This is a genomic window from Desulfovibrio sp. 7SRBS1, from assembly GCF_049723905.1.
Taxonomy (GTDB): Bacteria; Desulfobacterota; Desulfovibrionia; order Desulfovibrionales; family Desulfovibrionaceae.
Window position 1 is genome coordinate 2,998,910 of record NZ_JBJKFD010000001.1, and the last position, 20,384, is coordinate 3,019,293.

The 20,384-nt window shown below is 51.8% G+C and carries 14 protein-coding genes and 1 tRNA gene; 6 read left to right on the forward strand and 9 right to left on the reverse strand.

All coding sequences use genetic code 11. The features are described from left to right. Positions 1-759, forward strand: a complete 759-nt coding sequence (locus tag ACI0FJ_RS13545) for a thiamine pyrophosphate-dependent enzyme (protein WP_424304421.1) — start codon at positions 1-3, stop codon at positions 757-759. 1 nt (position 760) lies between these two features. Continuing rightward, positions 761-1,303, forward strand: a complete 543-nt coding sequence (locus tag ACI0FJ_RS13550) for a 2-oxoacid:acceptor oxidoreductase family protein (protein WP_424304423.1) — start codon at positions 761-763, stop codon at positions 1,301-1,303. A 305-nt stretch (positions 1,304-1,608) separates the two neighbouring features. Here ACI0FJ_RS13550 and ACI0FJ_RS13555 read toward each other — a convergent pair whose 3' ends face one another. The 5 genes from ACI0FJ_RS13555 to ACI0FJ_RS13575 all read right to left on the reverse strand — a co-directional run bounded on the left by ACI0FJ_RS13555 (position 1,609) and on the right by ACI0FJ_RS13575 (position 8,574). Further along, positions 1,609-3,720, reverse strand: a complete 2,112-nt coding sequence (locus tag ACI0FJ_RS13555; RefSeq protein WP_424304424.1) for a methyl-accepting chemotaxis protein — start codon at positions 3,718-3,720, stop codon at positions 1,609-1,611. Between the two features lie 290 nt (positions 3,721-4,010). Continuing rightward, complete coding sequence (locus ACI0FJ_RS13560) at positions 4,011-4,739, reverse strand: ATP-binding cassette domain-containing protein (RefSeq protein WP_424304426.1); 729 nt, start codon at positions 4,737-4,739, stop codon at positions 4,011-4,013. A 251-nt stretch (positions 4,740-4,990) separates the two neighbouring features. Beyond that, entirely contained in the window at positions 4,991-6,148 is a 1,158-nt protein-coding gene (gene devC, locus ACI0FJ_RS13565; RefSeq protein ID WP_424304428.1) for an ABC transporter permease DevC, read from the reverse strand. A gap of 16 nt (positions 6,149-6,164) precedes the next feature. After that, a complete protein-coding gene (locus tag ACI0FJ_RS13570; RefSeq protein ID WP_424304430.1) occupies positions 6,165-7,052 on the reverse strand; it encodes an efflux RND transporter periplasmic adaptor subunit in 888 nt (295 codons plus the stop codon). A gap of 415 nt (positions 7,053-7,467) precedes the next feature. After that, positions 7,468-8,574 (reverse strand): hypothetical protein, encoded by a 1,107-nt coding sequence (locus tag ACI0FJ_RS13575; protein ID WP_424304432.1) that lies wholly within the window; start codon positions 8,572-8,574, stop codon positions 7,468-7,470. A 354-nt stretch (positions 8,575-8,928) separates the two neighbouring features. Between ACI0FJ_RS13575 and ACI0FJ_RS13580 the strand changes: the two genes are divergently transcribed. Continuing rightward, complete coding sequence (locus ACI0FJ_RS13580; RefSeq protein ID WP_424304433.1) at positions 8,929-9,300, forward strand: helix-turn-helix domain-containing protein; 372 nt, start codon at positions 8,929-8,931, stop codon at positions 9,298-9,300. Positions 9,301-9,302: 2 nt separating this feature from the next. Beyond that, positions 9,303-9,902 (forward strand): ImmA/IrrE family metallo-endopeptidase, encoded by a 600-nt coding sequence (locus tag ACI0FJ_RS13585; protein ID WP_424304435.1) that lies wholly within the window; start codon positions 9,303-9,305, stop codon positions 9,900-9,902. A 382-nt stretch (positions 9,903-10,284) separates the two neighbouring features. On the opposite strand, the gene ACI0FJ_RS13590 is transcribed toward ACI0FJ_RS13585, so the two are convergent. Then, positions 10,285-10,360: transfer RNA gene (locus ACI0FJ_RS13590), tRNA-Thr, on the reverse strand. A gap of 1,124 nt (positions 10,361-11,484) precedes the next feature. On the opposite strand from ACI0FJ_RS13590, the gene ACI0FJ_RS13595 reads away from it, so the two are divergent. Together ACI0FJ_RS13595 and ACI0FJ_RS13600 are read left to right on the forward strand one after the other, a co-directional pair. Next, positions 11,485-11,712, forward strand: a complete 228-nt coding sequence (locus ACI0FJ_RS13595) for a hypothetical protein (RefSeq protein WP_424304436.1) — start codon at positions 11,485-11,487, stop codon at positions 11,710-11,712. A gap of 1,309 nt (positions 11,713-13,021) precedes the next feature. Then, a complete protein-coding gene (locus ACI0FJ_RS13600) occupies positions 13,022-15,334 on the forward strand; it encodes a methyl-accepting chemotaxis protein (protein ID WP_424304437.1) in 2,313 nt (770 codons plus the stop codon). 73 nt (positions 15,335-15,407) lie between these two features. Here the strand turns inward: ACI0FJ_RS13600 and ACI0FJ_RS13605 are convergent, their stop codons facing one another. The 3 genes from ACI0FJ_RS13605 to ACI0FJ_RS13615 are packed head-to-tail and all read right to left on the reverse strand — an operon-like array spanning position 15,408 to position 20,322. Further along, positions 15,408-17,081 carry a diguanylate cyclase gene (locus tag ACI0FJ_RS13605; RefSeq protein ID WP_424304438.1) on the reverse strand — a complete coding sequence of 558 codons (1,674 nt, stop codon included), beginning with the start codon at positions 17,079-17,081 and terminating at the stop codon, positions 15,408-15,410. Further along, entirely contained in the window at positions 17,078-17,485 is a 408-nt protein-coding gene (locus ACI0FJ_RS13610; RefSeq protein ID WP_424304439.1) for a response regulator, read from the reverse strand. Before ACI0FJ_RS13610 ends, ACI0FJ_RS13605 begins: the two co-directional genes overlap by 4 nt. 2 nt (positions 17,486-17,487) lie before the next feature. After that, a complete protein-coding gene (locus ACI0FJ_RS13615; protein WP_424304440.1) occupies positions 17,488-20,322 on the reverse strand; it encodes a PAS domain-containing sensor histidine kinase in 2,835 nt (944 codons plus the stop codon). Positions 20,323-20,384 lie beyond the last annotated feature (62 nt).

Genomic DNA, 20,384 nt, shown 5'->3' on the forward strand with positions numbered 1-20,384 from the left:
ATGACCGAAAAACTCGTATTCAAACGCCCGGAAAGCGTTATAGACCGGGCCACACACTATTGCCCCGGATGCCAGCACGGCGTTATCCACCGCATCGTGGGCGAAGTCATCGACGAAATGGGCTTGCAGCAAAAAGCAATCCTCATCGGCTCCATCGGCTGCTCCGTGTTCCTGTACAACTACCTGAACGTGGATGCCGTGGAAGCACCGCACGGACGCGCCCCCGCCGTCGCCACAGGCGTCAAGCGGGCACGGCCCGACAACTTCGTCTTCGCCTACCAGGGTGACGGCGACCTGGCCTCCATCGGCACAGCGGAAATCATCCACGCCGCCAACCGGGGCGAACGCGTCTCCATCATCTTTGTGAACAACACGGTCTACGGCATGACCGGCGGCCAGATGGCCCCCACCACCATGATCGGACAAAAGACCACCACCTGCCCCGGCGGACGCTGCGCGGAACGCGAAGGCCTGCCCCTGAAGATGACGGAAATCATCAGCTCCCTGGGCGGCGTCGCTTTTGCCGCACGCACTGCCGTGAACACCATCAAAAATATCAACGCCACCAAAAAAGCCATCCGCAGGGCGTTCGAGGTGCAGGAAGGCAACCAGGGCTTCGGCTTTGTGGAAGTTCTCTCCACCTGCCCCACCAACTGGAAAATGACGCCCATTGCCGCCAACCAGCGCGTGTCCGAAGAGCTTATTCCGTACTTCCCGCTGGGAACATTCAAGGACATCGACAGCGAAGGAGGGGAATAGCATGTACATGGACGCCATTATCGCCGGTTTCGGCGGCCAGGGCGTGATGCTCATAGGCAACCTGCTTGCCTACGCAGGCATGCGCCACGGCCAGAACGTCACCTACATGCCCGTGTACGGCCCGGAAATGCGCGGCGGCACCGCCAACTGCACCGTGGTGGTCTCCGACGAGGAAATCGGCTCGCCCATCATCCGCAGCCCGCTTTCCCTCATCATCATGAACCGCCCCTCCCTGGATAAATTCCAGCCCCGCATGCAGAACAACGGCGTACTGGTCATCAACTCATCCCTGGTGGACCAGGAGCTGGCAGACAAGGACCGCGTGAAATGCGTGGCCGTGCCCGCCAACGACATTGCCGACAAGCTGGGCAATACCCGTATGGCAAACATGGTCGCCCTTGGCGCGTATGTGCAGGCCACCGGCGTAATGCCCCTGCAAACCGTCATAGACAGCCTGGAAAACGTCATCTCCGCTCACTACAGCCACCTCATCCCCAAGAACGCGGAAGCGCTCAAGGCGGGTGCAGAGATAGCTGCCCAATAGATAAAAGAAAGCAGGGGGCGCCGCCCCCTGCACCCCTGCCAGGGCCTGCAAGGCCCTGGACCCATATTACGCTTCAACAAATAAAGGCCTGGAAAGCGCACTTCGTGCTTTCCAGGCCTTTATTTGTTGAAGCGACAGGCCAAAAAATCCAACACCAAATTATTAAAAAGGCCCATCCGCCTTACGCATTTCAGCCCGGAAAACACGCGTTGCGTTGTTTTCCGGGCTGAAATGCGTAAGGCGTAATGCGGGGGTCCGGGGGCCATCATGGCCCCCGGAAAACTCTTCTTCTTTCCCTACCAAACCTAGCTCAACTTGAGTTCGTCGATCACGCGGTTCAGTTCTTCGGACAGTTCGGCCAATTGATCCATGGCAATGGACGACTGTTCCATGGCGTGCGAGGTTTCGTCTGCGATCCGGTTGATTTCCGAAGTTGCGCGGTTGATTTCCTCGGAGGTGGCGCTTTGTTCTTCGGCCGCGGTTGCGATGGAGCGGACCTGTTCGGCCAGCTTTTCGATGACCTCTTGTATGGATTCCAGTGCGGAACCGGCCTCGCTCGCCAGGGTGGTGGTGGAGCCGACCATTTCCGCGGTCTGTGTCATGCTGTGCATGGAGGCGCGGGACGAATTCTGAATGGAGGATATGGCGTCCCCGACTTCCTTGGTTGCGCCCATGGTCTTTTCCGCCAGCTTGCGTACTTCGTCTGCAACAACTGCAAACCCGCGTCCGGCATCACCTGCGCGGGCAGCTTCAATGGCTGCGTTGAGCGCCAGGAGGTTGGTCTGGTCTGCAATGTCGGTAATCACGTTCATAACGTTGCCGATGGCCTCGGCCTGAACGCCCAGCTGCTCCATTTCCGTGCCCAGCTTTTCGGCTTCCTGCTTCAGCTTGCTCACGGCACCGGTCACTTCTTCCATGGTGTGTGCGCCGCGCTCGGCCTCTTGCTTGGCAAACTCGGCGTTTTCCGCGCTTTGGCTGGCATTGGAGGCGACTTCCAATACGGTGGCGTTCATTTCTTCCATGGCTGTGGCGTTTTCCGCCGCACGTTCACGCTGGATGTCCGAGCCCTGCCGGGATTCGCCAATCTGAACGGAAAGCTCGGTGGACGCCGCGGCAATGTGCTCCACTATCTGCTCCAGCTGTCCGGCAGCCTGCATCATGCCGTCGCGCTTGGCCGTTTCAGCCATCTTGCGGGCCTCTTCGGCCTGCGCCAGGGCGCGTTCGGCCTGCAGCGACTTATCTTCGGCCTCATGGGTCTTGTCTTCGGCAAGCCTGATGGTCTTGACCAGCTCGCCGACCATGTTTCGCAGATTGTTGAAGAGCACGCAGAGCTCATCCTTGTAGGAGCAATGATCGGGCATGGAATTGTAGTTGCCTTCGCCGATTTCCCGTGCATATCCGGCCATGGAGACAACCGGTCGCACCACGGATTTGTTGACATAATAGCCGCCGAGCATGGCGAAAACCAAAACCGCGAGAACACCTATAATGATGATGTTGAATATGGCCTTGTTGGCAGCGGAAAAAACCTCATCCTGCTCTATGAAGGCGATCATCTTCCAGCCGGTTTCCTTGGAAACGCGGACCGATGCAAAATAATCCTTGCCGTCAATTTCCAGCCCACTCAGCCAGCCGCCCTTGCTCTCGGCAATCGCTTTGAGAGTGGTGGACTCGACTTTGTCACCCTTGGCCAGTTCGGCAATATTCTTGAAGATGAAATCCTTGTGCCGGGGGTCTGCCAGCACAACACCATTCCCCTGGATGATGACGACATACCCGCTCTCCCCAACCTTGAGATTGTTGACGATATCACTGAGCTTTCCAAGCGAGATGTCTACTGCGGAAATACCTACGAAATCTCCGCTGGGGTCGAAGATCTTTGTGGTGACGCCGATATTGGGCACCCCTGACGTGGTTATGTACGCGGAAAGCAATGTCGAGTCGGACTGCGCCTTGCTTCCCTGGACATACCAGGGACGCTTGCGCGGGTCGTAGTCGTTTTTGATGATTTCCGTACCGTCCTGGGTATATCCGCCATCTTTGAATCCCATGTAGACGTAGGCAAAGTCGGGATTGGCTTTTACCAATGAATTGGCCAGCCTGTAGACAAGCTTTTCCGACGGATCGGTTGCAAATTGTGTAGGCTTGGAAGGTCCGTCCAGATCAAAATAACGCGTCCACTTGCCCTCAGCATTGCGGACTTCATCAAGCTGGGCAATAAAAGTAGCCGTATTGGTGGCACGATTCAGAATTTCGTTGATATAGTCATTAACCAGCTGTAGCTGCTGCGACGACGACGATTGAAAGTCTTCCTCCACTGTACCATTTATCTGTACAAAAATGGCCCCAGTAACAATGGCAACGGAAACAAGAATAGGAAAGACTATTGCAAATATAAGTTTAAATCGAATCCCCATGGTTGTCCCCCGAACAAAAGTTAAGACATAGAACAATACACACCCCGTTCACCACACCAACAGAGATGCAAAAGAAGATACTTCGCGTGATAAGCTGATGAGGTGGATCCTAGCCTTGAGATAGCATCAAAGAATAGGTGCTACAATACGACTCTGTAAATTATAACAGTACCATGCCGTTCTATATTCAACGTCATATGGCCCCCGGACAGAGGCAATTACGCGTATTTTAACGCCTAGCAGCGCAGAGAGAGGATTCCAGGCAGGGACAAAAAAATCATGCCCCGGGGCTATACATCCCCGGCCAAATCTTCCGGACTGCGATCTGTCAGGTTGCCGTCCTCCAAAAAGATAACCCGATCCGCAATGTCCAAAATACGATTGTCGTGTGTCACCAGGAGGACGGAGCAGCCCCTTTTTTTGGCCATGGAATGAAGGCGGTCCACCACCTCGCGTCCGGATTTGCCATCCAGCGAGGCCGTGGGTTCGTCGGCAAGCACTATTTTCGGCTCCGCAGCCAGGGCGCGGGCAATGGCCACGCGCTGTTTCTGGCCCCCGGACAGCCGGTCCGGCTTTTCGTTGTAGCGCCCCTGCAGCCCCACCCCGTCCAGCAGTTCGTGGGCTGTTTTAACGGGGTCGGGAAACTTTTCCGGCGGATGCACCTGCATGGACATGAGGACATTTTCCGTCACCGTGAGGGAATCGAGCAGATTGTGCAGCTGAAAGATGAACCCTATGGACTTGCGGATTTCCAGAAGCTTTTTGGAAGAGCAGCCTCGCAGCTCGTTCCCGAAGACATGCACGCTGCCCTTCTGGATGGCGCGCAACGCCCCTATAAGGGTAAGAAAGGTGGTCTTTCCCGAACCGGACGGCCCGGTGCAGATGACCACCTCGCCGGAGCGGATTTCCGTGGACACCTCGTGCAGCACCTCGTGCGCCAGATTGCCCGAGCCGAACGTATGGCTGAGCTTGTCCACCTTGATGAGTACGTCGAGTACGTCGAGCACGTCCTTATCCATGGGCACATCCGGTCTGCTGAAGAAAAAAAGCCATGTTCACACGTCTCCCCCAAAGTGAGTTCCGCAAAAGGCATCGCACGTTTGGCGTCCGCTCAATCCAGTTCATGAAAAAGCACCAAAACAGGCGACACGTAACATGGTGGGCTATGCCCACCATGCGCCGCCCAAAGCGGCATAAGCGAACATGAAAACCACGTTTTTAAGTTCACGATCCTTCACAAAATACGTTTACGTATTTTGTGGACTTCATACTAAAAGATCTCGGCCGGGTCGGCGCGTTGCACCCGACGCATGGCAAAAAATCCGGAAAACACGCACATGGCTAGGGTCAGCCCGTAGGTGAAGGCGATCTTTTCCGGCGTCAGCAGCATGGACCAGCCCGTGACGCTGGACGTGTAGGTGTAGACCCCCCAGGATATGAGTGCGCCGGGAGGATAACCCAGCAGGGAGAGAATGAGCGATTCCTTGAGCACGAGGCGGGAAAAGTATCCGTTGGGATAGCCCATGGCCTTGAGCGTGGCGTATTCGGAGAGATGGTCGTTCACGTCCGTGTAGAGAATCTGGTAGACGATGACCATGCCCACGATAAGGCCCATGACCGCGCCTATCTCGAAAATAAAGCCCACGGCCGCCGTATTGGCCCAATAATCCAGTTCCTTGCGGATGAACTGCTCCCGGGTGACGACCTGCACATCGGGGGCATGGAGTGTTGTATTGAGCCTGTCCCGCACCGTGGCGGGATCGGCACCCGGCGCCAGCCGTATGAGCCCGAAATTGACGACTCCCCTGGGATTGTGCGGGAAAAGCTGCAAAAAGGTCTGGATGCCCGTGACCACGTTGCCGTAGGCAATAAACGAGGTGCCCAGGCCAAACAGCCCGGACAGCCGGGTGCGCCGGTCCATGACCACCGTACGGAAAGGGCCCTGCTTCTTGAACGTTTCCACCACCGGACCGTAGAGATCCATGCTGAAGCGGTCATACAGGATGTTGCCTGTTACCTTGAGGCTGTCCGTATGCGCCAGAACGCCGGGAATTTGCAGGGAACGGGTGCCCGGCACCACACCCAAAACAAGCAGGGAACGCGAATAGCCGCTGGACAGATTGCGAAATTTGCCGAGGCGCACGTAAAACGGCTCCACCGCCGCCACCTGGGGGTCGCCCAGGCACTGGTACAGCCGCACCGAGGCAAAGGGATGGTCCGATCCCAAATATTCCAGGGAACGTGAAAACATAACCAGATCGGTGTCCAGATGGCGGTGAACGGCCGTTGCGCTGCGCATGAGCGCGTCCTTGAAGCCAAGCTGCACCAGCACCAGAACAACGGCGAACGTGATGCCAGCAATGGCCGCAACAAGGCGACGGGGCTGATTGATCAGCTGTTTCCAGGCCAGAGGAATACGCTTGCGCATGGGTATCGCCCTCCGGCTACTTGCCTGTCCCGATGACCACATGCACCAGCAGGCCGGTGAGGTGCTCCACCTTTTCCGGCTCGTCCAGGCGGATGTGCACCTTGACGACCCGCGCCTGGGTGTTTTCCGCCGGGTCCGGCGAATAGTCCCGAGGCTCCTCCACCATCTCCCCTATGCGTTCCACCGTGCCGTGCAGCGGTTCGGGCAGCGCCCTGCTGGTGACCACGGCCCGCAGGCCGGGACGCACCTTCAAAATATCGTCTTCGTAGACCTCAGCCACGGCCATCATGTGATCGATCATGCCCATGGCCAGCACCCCCGTGTTCCAGGGCACGCTTTCGCCGTCGCGGGCGTGGATTTTCAGGATGGTTCCGGAAACCGGGGCCACGATGTCCACCCGCGCCAGTTGTCCGGCACGGCTCTGGACCTCGGACCGGCTGGCCTGAAGCTGGGCCGCGGCCTGCTTGTAACGCTTGCTGGCCTGCTCAAAGGCATCGCGGGAAATCGCGCCCCTGGCCACGAGCGCCTTGTACCTGTTGAAATCCCGTTGGGCCTGTTCAAAAGCGGCCCGGCGGGCAACCGCTTCGGCGCGGCTTTGGGCCACGTCCGAAGGCAGGGTCTGCATGTTGTCGATAATGGCCACCACCTGGCCCTGCTCCACCTTGTCCCCCTCTTCCACCAGCAGCTTGGAAAGCCTTGCCGGAAACAGCCCGGAAGGTGCCTGCAGCTCGTACACCCCGTGCAATGGCTCAATGCGGCCCAGCGCTCCCACGCCGGGCAACTCTTCCGAGCCGGTCCTGCCCTGCACGGACGTCTCGGCCAGGGCCGTTGGAACGCCCTGAAGAGAACCGGCAACCAGTGCGAAAACCAACAAAACCACAAACCGGGGAAGCAACATGTGCATAAAGGAAGGCCTCGCAGACTAGAAGGTTGGCACGGGGATCATAGTTTCATTTGATAGGCTGAACAGGGGGTTGCGTCAATAATAGGCGCAAAATCATCGGACGAGGCAAAGGACCGGCAGGCGCTCCGCCCCCCTTCGGGAAAAACAAAAAGAGCCGTGGGAAGGTGCAATGGCAGCACAGAAAGCCAAGCCACTGCCGGGCAGCAGGAGTATGGCAAGCAAAGTGGAGAGAGTGAGAGCCTGTGTTTCTTGGACGAGGAAATGCTGTCAAAATACACACCTTCGCCATTTGTTTCGTACGGAGCTTTTACGACCATGCAAAGGTGTGGCTGAACAACAAAAGAATTCTCTGCGTGCCGACTGTCCGCAGCAGGATCGCATCTGCCATGGACAGCCGGCTCATGGGATACATTTCCTATCTGTACAAACGGCAGGACTTGAAGCTGAACTGGCGGCCCCTGTAATTGAAAAAATAGGTGTAGGTGCTGGTCTTGCCGGAAAAATCATTGGTGTTGGTATTGTAATAGCCCTGCTTCACGCTAAGTTTTCCCGGAAGCAGATCATTTGTGTATGCGCCGTCCACCAGCAGTGTCTTGTTGTTTCCGGTCAGGTTCTTGATGGTCCGCATGGACTGACCGCAGGCGTATTTCTGTCCACTGGGCTTGGTGCAGTACTGGGTCATCTTCTTGAACGAATCCACGATCACCTTCACAAAGTGTATGGGCGCATCCGATGTGTTGCGGATGGTTGTTCTGTAGAACATATGGTAGCGCAAAGAACGCCAGCTGGAAGGCAACTTTTCATTATTAAACGGCTTGCTGCCCACATATTGGGACTGGAAGTCCAGGACCGGGTTGCCGAAGTTATCGGTGATGCGGAGCATGGCGTCGCATCCGCTGCCAAGCCTTTCCACACGGATGGCAGACGGCGCCTGCGTCTGCTGCGGGTTGTAATTGTCGTAAGGAGAGCCCCCAGAACCGGAAGAACCGAAAGAGCCGGGAGAAGGAGCAGGCTGGGCCACATCCTCCACGCCGGGATAATACCAGGTGTTCATGGAGTGGCGGATATTCTGCCGGGCGCGCTCGTGGCCCTTCATGGAAAGGCCCTGAAAAATGTAGTTAACCCCTTTGTACCGGGATGCGACCAGGGAGGAGTCGAAATATGCGCCGTTCTGAGTATGGCCGGAGTAGACCCTGGTGACGGCGGGATACCCGGAAACATGGCCGGGCTGTTCGGAGATGAAGTCCTGAAAAGGCAGACCGCGCTGGGTCATTTGGGCGGTCCACAAATCCAGGAGTTTGCCCAGAGGAAGTTCTGGACCGGGAGCCGCGTATAATTCGATGAAGGCATTCTGGTTGGGTGAGATGCATTGCTTGATGACGTCGTTGCCGCGCGCGGAAATGTTGTCGTTCCAGCCTGGTGGACAATCAAGCCCTTTGGACATGTCTGTGGCAAAAGCAAACGAAGCAACCGACACCAAGATAAGAAGAAAACAAAAGCTGGCCCTGAGAATCCTGATCATTTCGCCCTCCTCCGGTTTTTCAATACCCTACCTTCTGTCCATTGTTATTTCAAATAACGATTCAAAAAAATAAGGTGCTTCACTCAGCGAGGGACGTTCAAGAAATTTAGCGAAAAAAGATACTTTAAAAAAATACAAAAAAAATCATAAAAAAAATAAAAACAGAATAACAAATTACTCAAAATGATATTTTTAATAAATATTATTTGCTACATTCAATATTATTGCCATTTTTTTAAAATTCTAAAATATAATTATTCGCATTTTTATGCGAAACTAACTTGACATACACATAAAATTATGTATTTTTTTTACTCACATTAACGACAACAAGGTGGAGGAATGGAGGCCGACATGAGCGCCCGCTTTGGAGAAATTGTCGGAAAGGCGAGAAGGAATAAAGGTTTAACCCTGAAAAAACTTTCACAATTTGTTGGGATTGGACCAAGTATCCTTTCAGAAATTGAACATGGACGACGACTTCCCCCTAAAGACACTAATAAGCTCAAAGACCTCGCAATTATCCTTGGTCTGGACCAGACAAAAATGCTTGATAGCGCCAAAATTGAGCGCCAAGCAACTAAGCCCAAGTTATTTGACCGTCTTTATGCAATTAACCCAGAAGCAGCATTAGGGCTTTGCCGTGCTCAGGACGAACCGACTGATGAGGATTTTCTTAACGCATTGATAAAAGCTCTCGAACTATTAGGGAAGGAGGGAAATTAAATTTGAACACCACTGTTCCGGTAGTCCCCCCAAAAAGTCGTCCGACCATCCAAAGAGAAGCAGCATGCTTCCTAAAAAAATGGATTCCGGAAGCAATCCGCTCAGAGGAGCCTATCGAGATCGATTATATTTATGATGTTATCTTAACGGAACATTATGAAATCAAGACAGGCTACATAGATTTGAGTTCACTTGGGATTGGAAGAGGAATCCTTGGATTCACAGATGCAGAGACTCGCCAAAGCTGGATAACGAGTTCACTGGCAGACGCAACGGATACAGTGGGAAGAAGAAGATTTAGAGCAACAGTGGGCCATGAGATCGGACACTGCATAATGCATGTTCCCTATCTAGAAAAATTCAGATCTGCCTCCTCTCGAAATTGTGGGGAGTTATGTAGAGCATGCAGAAGTGATCTTCCAGCCTACAAAGATCCGGAATGGCAGGCGTGGGAGTATGGGGATGAGCTTCTCATGCCGACGGTATTATTGAAAAAACTAATCAAAGAAGGAAAAAATGTTCAGGATCTTGCTAAAAATTTCGACCTTAATCCGGGATATATAAAAACGAGGCTCAAAAAACTAAAAATAAGGCTCTCGTAATGTTGGCGCATTACAAGAGCCAATAAATATACCCCTGAAATCTCAACCGTAGAGACCGGATCAGGGTCCCTTGATGCTTAGGGTAAGTATGTTATTGTATATTATATCCAGTACAATCTACGCGTCAAGAGAAAGTCTCAAACAGGAGATGCTAGCATGAAAAAGCATATGCCAGATCCCCCTGAAAAGGTTCTGATCTTCCGGTGGACGCGCAGGTGTCCTAAAACTGGTCGAATCATACGAGCCAAAGGGCGTCCTTTCCCTATGTGGGTTGACCCCAAATAAGGGTCGAAAGTCCAGCCCCCGAACATAAGTTCGGGGGCTTTTTTCAGCACAAAAAAAGGCCTGATCCGGTTTAACCCGCATCAGGCCTTATCTTTCGTGGAGCCAGCGAGGAGAATTGAACTCCTGACCTACTGATTACGAATCAGTTGCTCTACCATCTGAGCTACGCTGGCCGATTCGAGGAAGAACTACTGACAGAATTGCCACACCCTGTCAAGATAGAAATTCAGCTGATTAAAGCTTAATTTTTTAACATGCACTATTTTAACCTATCAAGCAAATGAAACAGTTTATATTGCAATAGTATGATTTTAAAAAGTTTGAACTGAAGTCGATGTGATTACGGATTGTTTCAGCTCAAGGCTTGTTTTTCAGAATATCACCCCCATAATACACCCTTTTTATCTCTGTTGGCACCCCACTCTCTATTTTTTAAAAGTAAATTTTATTGCTCTTTTTATTTTATTACTTGAATGTATAAAAGAACATGAAAAATGTGTTTTGATAAACATCTTTTTTAAATTATCTTACCAAGTAATTTTTTTTTGAAGATGAAACTTCATTTTATTTTTTAAAACATTTGTTTAAGTCAGATATTCTGACAATAATTCGACATATTTTACATATTTTTTACAATAAGAATTCAAGAAAATTAAAAACTCAAATAAGATGAAATTGTAGCCAAAGTTTTCAACAAACTTTAAATTCAATAAATCTAAATTAAGCTGAATTACTTTAAAAAACAGACACCATAAAATCACTCTTTTTAAATATCATTATTAATCATTTTTTTGATTTCTATTACTTTTCTAGACTATTTTTAGAATTTATTATTAATGTAAAATACTGTAATAAAATATTTATTCAAAATAGTTTTAATTATTTTCATACAAAACAAGTATGATTAAATAAAACACTTTGAGACAAATTTGTGAAGGAATATATTTAAAATTCATATTATTTAAGCAACTCAAATCAGTTCAAAAAATTTAAATATTATAACAAATAAAACAGGAGAAATCTTGTTTGAATCTTTGAGAATGAATCAATATTAGACAAATAGAAATTTATTTCCATTTTTTTAAAAATGAACTTAAAAACAAAAACTCATTATTCATGAAAACTCGAATCAAAGTTGAAAATATGAATTTGTCAAGAATGCTCTCAAAAGCATGAACTTCAAACCGCTTAATAATGTCAAATTATCCACAAGAATGAATAGAATAGTGTTGAAAAAATGATTGTAACTAACTTCTTTGTAATTGATAGAAAGATAAAAAACAGATAGAAATACGAAATGGACAAGATAATGAAGACGGCTCGGTTGAACCCTGAGCTCAGCGCACTGAGTATGGCAAAGGTAATCAACGAGGTGGAAGACTTCGCCTTCCAGCTGAAGAGCGTTTATTTTCTCCGAGACAGAGGAGAAAAAGCTGCGGCTACAAAACTCAAAGAAAAAATAACTCAGGACTTGGGAGTCAAGCTGGCGGATCTCATAGAAACAGCTGTGAACAAGAAATCCTGATCCAGCCGATCCCAAACAATGGGGCCTACCAATACCGTGGCAAGAACCCACATATTGAACCGCCTAGGTAAAAACCGTGGTTTTTCTCCAGCAATGCTTTCTCCCGTGGCTGAGCAGATGTTGCGCGGGGGAAAAACACCAGGTTTTGCCCCTGTATGTCCGCTGTTCTTGTCGCCCCTTTCCGCCAGACGTTCCATCTCCGTGTTTGTCCGGACCATCTCTCTGAGAATTCAGTGCAGAAAATTCAAACCGCAACTCCTCAGTTCAAAAGCACTCGGAGGATGCCCCCTCAGCCGAGTTTGCCGCGCCCCCTTCCCCCCAGGCTCCTTCCTCAAGGCTGAAACGATTTGAAGAGGCTTCCAGCCTAATTTTCCGGGTCCTCTCTCCTTAAACAATTTTTCCCGGACACCTTGCATTTGAACAGCCCATATTGGGAGAACTCTCTTGTGGCAGTTCGCAGGGGAATGTCCCCCCATGGATGAACTCCAAAAGGCCAGCTGTCCTAGTCCCGCCTGGGGAAATGCTCTATTCATAAACGCGGATGAAAGCCTCGGAGATACTCTAGGCTGGTTCAAGTGTTGAGTTCTGGGGAAATGGAGACATCAGACAGGACAGACAAAATGAAGAGCCGGGCACAAACCCAATGGAGAGCCGATCACACTCAATATAAGGCCAGTCAGGCAAAATAAAGCTAGTCAGACCAATAAGGCCTGTAAGGCAAAATAGGGCCGTACAAGACCACAACCCGGGCAAAGAGCGAAACCGCCCCATGCCTACAGCCTGGAGCGGACGCCCTATGAGAAGACACAGCACGGTCCCGCTTTTCCAAAGGATTATCCGTAGTCCGTAGCCTTTCCATAGCCGAAAAAGCCTCAGAGGAAGTCCTGAGCACATATGGCGCTCTCTGTTCTGGTCCGCACATCATTGGACACAGCCCCGGCCATACAAAGTTCCTCACTATTTATGGTCCTGTGTATGGTCTGCCAGGTCTCGTTCTTCATTCCAGAATGAAATAATCCAACAAGAATTCGCACATCCGAAGCTTTATACCAGCCAACCTATCCACCAATAATCATCCCACAACCCGAGCCAAACACCCTGAAAAAGGTCAAGTTCGCGTAAAGCGGATTAAATTTTTTCAAAAAAAACGAACCATTATCTTGGGAAACCCCGTCATTCATAGACGGACCGGAAAAATTCCGACCACATAATACTATTTGATTGAGTCTTATATATGTTATATGTTATCATAAGAATTTTTTCCAAACCACACCCCGGCAACCTCAAAGGCTTTTAGGAAGATTGTACCATGTTTAAATTCAGAACTATCGCCAGTAGGATGATGTCCATTCTTGGTCTGATAATTGTCGCCTCTACCGTGACGATTGTTCTCTTCACTGCAAGCGAACTGACCAGAATTTCGAAACAAAACGCGGAAACGCTTATGCAGCGCGAAGTGAAGTCGATAATCAGCCAGTACGAACTTCAGCTGAAAAACGCCAACTCGCTGGCAGGGTCCATTGCCAAGCGTCTCGACTTCAAAATCGCCCTTACCCAGCCAAGTATCGCCTTCACGGTAACCGACAAAATCAAAAATATTCTTCCCGAATATACGGAAATCGACTCCATAATGCTGTTCGACAAAGAGGGGAAAGTGGTTGCCGGAACAGCAAATGGAGACCAGGAAGATAAAAAAGCAAGGCGGGTGGACCCGGCCGCACTGCAAACAGTGATGGAAAACAGCAATTTTATTTCCGACCAGGTCCATAAATCCCAATATACGGATAACTGGGTTGTGGACATTGCCGCGCCCATGGAGCTGGACGGAGAAGTTCTGGGCGGCGTACTCGTCAGCCTGAACTGGACCGAATTTACAAAACAATCCATCCTCTCCGTAAAGATTGGCGAGAACGGCTACGCCTTTGCCTACGACGCCTCCATGAATACGATAGCCCACCCGGACGCTTCGCTGATAAAAAGCGGCGCAACCCCCAAAACGTTTGAAAAGGCCATGGCGAATGGCGCAAACTCTGGGCTGGTGAACTACAAGCTGGATGGAAAGGATAAAATTCTCTTTTACCAGAAAATACCTTCCAACAACTGGATATTCGCGGCCGGAGCCTATAGCTCCGACCTCTTGGCCGAAGCCCAGCGGGTAGAAGTCATCCTGGCCTGCGTGGGCCTTGGAATGATCATTCTCATCTTCTCGAGCGTTTTTCTGTCGTTGCGCAGCCTGGTCCTGAAGCCCATTCTGAGCATCCGGGAATTCACCAACAACATTGCCCAGGGTGACTTTTCCGCAAAATTGGATGGAAAGTTCAATTGCGAGCTTTCGGACCTGGCCGAGAACGTCTCCCTCATGACCGCGGAAATCAAAAACAAGCTCGGCTTCTCCCAGGGCGTTCTGGGCGGAATTTCCATTCCCTGCGGTGTTTTCGACCCGAAAGGAAAATCCACATTCGTCAACAAGCCGCTGATGAAGGTTTTGGGCCTTAGCGGAAGCGAAGAGGGACACCTGGGCAAGTCTCTGGGTGAACTTGCCTATGGGGAGAAAAATAAAAAGACGGTGGTGGACGAAGCAATCGACCGGAAGAGCCATCTGGTCAAGGAAATCGTCTACCAACGGGCCGATGGCAGGGCTTTCGCCCTCAATGCCGAAGGAACCCCCATTCACGATCTGGAAGGCAACCCTCTGGGCGTGCTCATATTCCTCATCGACCTTACGGAAATAAAGGAACAGCAGAAGCAGATAGAACAACAGGGCAAGGCCATTGCCAAGGCCGCAGAAAGAGCCACCGACGTTTCCCAGCAGGTGGCATCGGCTTCCGCCGAACTCTCGGCCCAGATAGAGCAGTCCAGCCACGGCGCGGACGAACAGAAAGCCAAGGCCGCGGAAACCGCAACCGCCATGGAAGAAATGAACGCCACGGTCCTTGAAGTCGCCAACAATGTTTCCGAAGCCGCGCAATTGGCCCAAACCGCCCAGGATACGGCAAAGACGGGCGCAGAGGTGGTAGGCAAGGTCATCGACGGAATAGGCAACGTGAACAGGGACTTCCAGAGCGTTCAGGCGACCATGGAAGAACTCGGCAAGCAGTCGCAGGACATCAGCGCCATTGTCCAGGTAATCGAGGACATTGCCGACCAGACCAACCTTCTGGCGCTCAACGCCGCCATTGAAGCCGCCCGGGCCGGTGATGCGGGCCGCGGCTTTGCCGTTGTTGCCGACGAAGTCCGCAAGCTGGCGGAAAAGACCATGAACGCCACCAAGGAAGTAACCAAGGCGGTCGGCGCCATCCAAAGCTCAAGCGTGGAAACACTGAACGGCATGGAAAACGCCGTATCCGTAATCGCCAATATTACCAACCAATCCAGCCAGGCGGGCGACGCGCTCAACGACATCGTGAAAATGGTGCAGGCCACGGCCCTGCAAATGCAGTCCATTGCCAGCGCATCGGAACAACAATCCGCCACAAGCGAAGAAATCAACAAATCCACGGAAGATATCAACCGCATTGCCGTGGAAACAGCGGATGCCATGGTGCAATCGTCCAAGGCGGTCAGTGACTTGGCCAAATTGTCCGAAGAGTTGTTCTCCATTGTGGAAGGAATGACGCCGTAGGCTGAAACACAACACCACAAAAGAAAAAGGCCGGGATTCCCGGCCTTTTTTATGGTCCGCAAAGCTACAACCGCTAAACGACAACCACGCGGTTCCGCCCATGGCTCTTGGCTTTGTACAGGGCCTTGTCCGCCGCATCGGAAATGGACTGCGGGTCGGAATACTCGGGAAACATGGCCGCTCCGCAGCTCAGGGTCACATTGAAATGGGCGTCCCCCACGTTGTGGGAAATTTCGGCAAAACTTACCCGCAACTCGTCCAAAAGGCTCTGAACCACGTCTGCCGATTCCACATCCAGCAAAATCACCCCAAACTCCTCGCCGCCGTATCTGCCTATCACATCCGACCTGCGCAGCCGCTGATTGAGCAGCTTGGCAACGCTTTTGAGAACCAAATCGCCGGTCGGATGGCCGTAGGTATCGTTGACCTTTTTAAAGTGGTCCAGATCGATCATGGCAAAGGCGAGCTTTGTCTCCTGGCGCACGGCACGGTTCATTTCCATGACCAGCCGCATCTTCAGATTGGTGTGATTGAGCAGCCCGGTCAGGCTGTCGCGGGTCATCAGCCGTCGCAGCTCCCTATAACGGAGCACGCGGCTCTCTACCGAAACAATGAGATGCTCCGGGTGGATGCCCTTGTTCAGAAAATCATCCGCGCCAGGGCCTACGGCTTCCAGCTGGGTTTCCAGATCGTCCTCTATGGAAAGGTAGACGATGGGGATGGAAACGTATTCCTCTTTCTGGCGGATAACCGCGGCCAGTTCCACGCCGTTCACATCCGGCATGTACAGGTCCATGAGGATCAGGTCCGGCCGAAACTCGGACAACAGAAGAAAAACGTCCATGGGGTTGGACAGGGTCTTGGTGAGCCAGCCCCTGCCCTGGAGAACAAGCTCGAAATGGCGGGCAAGGTCCTCGTCATCATCAATGATGAGTATCCTGAAGGGATCGTCATCCCTGTAAAAAATCATGCGCTCAAAACTATCGACCAAATTGCCTATATCCAACGGCAGGGTAAAAAAATCAACGGCTCCGGCGCGTACAGCCGCAAGCCTGCAGGCAAAGGAATCGTCATTGGAAACGGCAACCAGCAGAGGTTTCCTTCCATGGACGTCACACACGGGGTTGAGCAGATCTTTTGTAATCTCCGGCAATCTTTCCGAAGACATGCCCGTAAAATCGACAACAAAGCCACTTGGCGGGGCAATGGAACAGGCGTGGACCAAATCGCTCAGGGAGGTGAAAGACTCCACCCTGTACGAAAAACTGGCCATCTGCCTGACGATATCCCCGGCAATCTTTCCATTGGGTTCGTACAGGTAGATAAGGGGCTTCTGCGTTTTTCTCCTCCGCTCCAGCTCGTGTTCGTCAGGTTTCGGCTGCGGTTCGGCAACAACGGAAGCGTCTTCCAACGAAACATTTCTGGCCCGGATGTAGAGGGTTTTCAACAACCCCTGAAACTCCGGCACCAGTTCTTCGCCGGGAAGGGACTCGCTCTTTACCCAAGGCTTGAGCAGGGTCTCCAGAGTGGCGGCGGCTTTGCTTACCTCGTCGAAACCAAAGGTTGCACTGGAACCTTTGATGGTGTGGACAAGCCTGTGGAGAACAGTAATATTTTCTGCATTCGGTTCTTCCAGGTAGGTCTTCCAGCCATTTTCAATGTCCTGCACCTTGGAGGGCAACTCTATGGAGTATTTTTTCTTCAGCTCCTCAAGCTCCTGGCGGAATTGGGCCATTAAATCACTCAAGACGATGAAACCTCCTGCCGGTAGGCATCCCATATGGAACGAATGGAATCCGACAGCTGCATGGGATCAAAAGGTTTGGGTATTACATCCAGGGCTCCAAGCTTCTTGTAGCTGCGAACCTCCTGAGGCATGGCCTTGGCAGTCATGAAAATTACCGGGATGGACTTGGTGGATTCTTGGGCACGAAGTTCCTGCAAGGTTGCCGGACCGTCCATTTCCGGCATCATCACATCAAGGAGAATAAGGTCCGGAGCAAAATCCCCAACAGATTGAAGCGCCTCAACACCCGAAGAACAGACCTTGACCGTGAATCCGCCGACCTTTTCCAAGGCCATACGTCCCACTATTTGTATATCGGCATCGTCCTCAACCATCATTATCTTTTGCAAAAAAGCATCGTCCACGCTCAATTCTCCCGAAAAATTGGTATGTTGACGCAAAACGTCGTTCCATTTCCAGCAGTGGATTCAAAACCTATCTTCCCACCATGCTTTTCAACAATGGCCTTGGCAATGGACAGCCCCAGACCGGTTCCCCCTTTTCTGCGGGAATCGGAAGAATCCGCCTGGGCAAATTTCTGGAATATTCTGTCTTCAAAATCCTTGGGAATTCCAGGGCCGTGATCTTTTACACAAAGCTTGGCCATGGTGTTCTCCACAGAAATACCCACAACAACCTCGGTGCCGTCCCGGGTGAACTTGATGGCATTGGAAAGAAGATTCATGACCACCTGGCCCAGGCGTCCCCTTTCCCCCTGGACCACAATTCCGGGCTCATTCTCCACAATGCGTATCGAGACATTGCGAACCTTGGCAAAACTCTGACTGCTTTCCACAGATTCTGCAACCACAGCCCCAAGGTCTACCGGCAACAAATGGTATTCCAGGGCCCCGGCCTCGATTTTTTCTATGTCCAGGATATCGTTGATGAGGTTGTTGAGCTGTTTGCTGTTGCGGAAGGCCATGGAAATAAGGCTATGGGCCTGTTCCGATATTTCCCCGACCGCACCGCCCATGACCAGGCCGAGGGAAGCGTGGATGGAGGTCAGCGGGGTGCGGAGCTCGTGATTGACTGTGGAGATGAATTCGTTCTTCATGCGTTCCACTTTTCTCCGCTCCGTGGTGTCCCGGATATTGAGGGAAAATATGTAGCCTTTTTCCAGTTTGACGCGCGAAATGGAAATATCTGCCGGGAACTCATAGCCATCGCTCCGCCTGGCGTCCATGTCCACGGTTTCTCCAAGAATCCCCAATCCGTTTTCAAAATTTTTGTCATCCTCTTGCACGCTGAAATCGAAAACAGGCTCGAACATGTCGTGATATTGAGGAGAGATGAGCAAAGAGACGGGGCGGCCGAGAACTTCCGATTCGGTGTACCCGAACATAAGCACGGCCGCGGGATTGAAGGATTCGATAAGCCCGGTCGCTCCTACGGTGACCATGGCATCCACGGAAGCTTCCAGAATGCCGCGCATACGGGCCTCGTTTTCGCGTATGGCCTGGCGCGCATGCACGCTGGGGGTGACGACTTCGCTGATCATTATTGTTCCGCCAATGCTTCCGTCCACCCTGCGCCAGGGCCGGACCTCCCAACGCAGATATTCCGTGGTTCCATCGGGCATGACGGTCGCCTCTTCGTCGGCCCTTTCCACCTTGCCTTTGAGACAACGCTCATGGATGCGCAGCCACCGGCCATCGGTACCCGGAAAAACCTGGGAAAATCCCATCCCCGCCACTTTTTCCCGGGGCAATGCATAGTCGCGTACCCAACGGCGGCTTATCTGCAGCACATTGAGTTTGTCATCAAACATGGCAACCGCAGCCGGGGTATGTTCCACAAACTGCCGGAGTATCTGTTCCGATTCGATGATGGTCTGCTCAAACTGCTTGCGGTCCGTAATATCACGCCCAATGCCGTAGCTGACCTGCTCCTGCACCATGGATGTGGCAACCCAGGAAATCCACTTTACAGTACCGTTTTTGCAGATGAAACGATTTTCAAAACTCACACCATCCTGGCCGTGGTTCAGCTGAGAAAGAAACGCCATGGTCGTTTCCACATCGTCCGGGTGCACCAGGGAGAGCATGTCTCTGCCGATGATGTCCACAAGATCGAAGCCGAGGACGGAACTCCAGGCGTTATTGATGCGCTGCAACTCCCCCTTTGCCCCGAAAATACACAACAGGTCCGAAGACATTTTGAACAGGCTGTCCAGCTCCCGTTCTATACGCCTGCGTTCCGTGATGTCGCGAATGACGGATTGGATGCGCTGCTTTCCCCCAACGTCCACCATGCTGGCCGAAACGTCGGCTAAAAAGAGATCCCCGGTTTTGGTGAGATAATAGATCTCGAAGTTGACCCATCCCCGCTGGAGGATGATTTCGAGAGCGCGGATGGCTTCGCCCATGGAATGGGCCGGATGCAGATCCGGAACCTGCATATTCTCCAATTCGGTGCGAGTGTAGCCTGTAAACTCCAAAAACTTGCTGTTGGCTTCGTAAATATTCCAATCCCTGTCTATAATCAGGATGCCGTCATTGGAATTGTGGAACAGGGCGCTGAATTTCTTTTCACTGTCGCGGATGCGTTCTTCCAGACGTACCCGGCTGCTGATGTCGAAAATGGTTCCGGTAACGCGCAGAACCTTGCCGTTTTCATCACGCCGGGAAGCACGGCCACGGGACAGAATCCATATCCAATTTCCGTTCAGGGCGCGCAGCCTCATTTCCAGTTCCCAGCCCTGGCCTCCCTGGGCCAGATAGCTTTCTATGGAATCTATCGAGCGCTGTCTGTCCTCTGGATGGATTCTCGCCAGAATGTCATTGGAATTGAACCGTTTTACATCCCTGGAAAACCCAAAGCTCCGGGGCAGTCCGTACAAAAAATGGATACTATCCGTCTTTATTTCCCATTCCCACAAGGCCTGGTCCGAGCCTTCAACAATGGTGCTGAGCCGTTCGTCGGAAAGACGCAGGGCCTCTTTGGCCTCCTTGCCTTCCTGGCTGACGCGGTAAAGCGGCAGGTACAGCCGAAGGTACAGCAGCGGTATGATCATGACCCCGGCAAGCAGAGAGGTAACGGCTATTTCCGAAAATTCCAGTTCCAGGCCCGGATGGATAAGATGCAGCACAATAATGGCCGCTCCGGAAGTGAGCATAATGGCGGCAACTGCGAACAGAAGCAGTCCCAAGGGATGCGGTCCCCTTGAAGAAGCCAATTTTCCAGCTGTGCGTCCTACCATAGGAATACCTGAAAAAAATCAAAATGCATGCAATGCCCAAAGGGATGGACAAGTGGAAACAT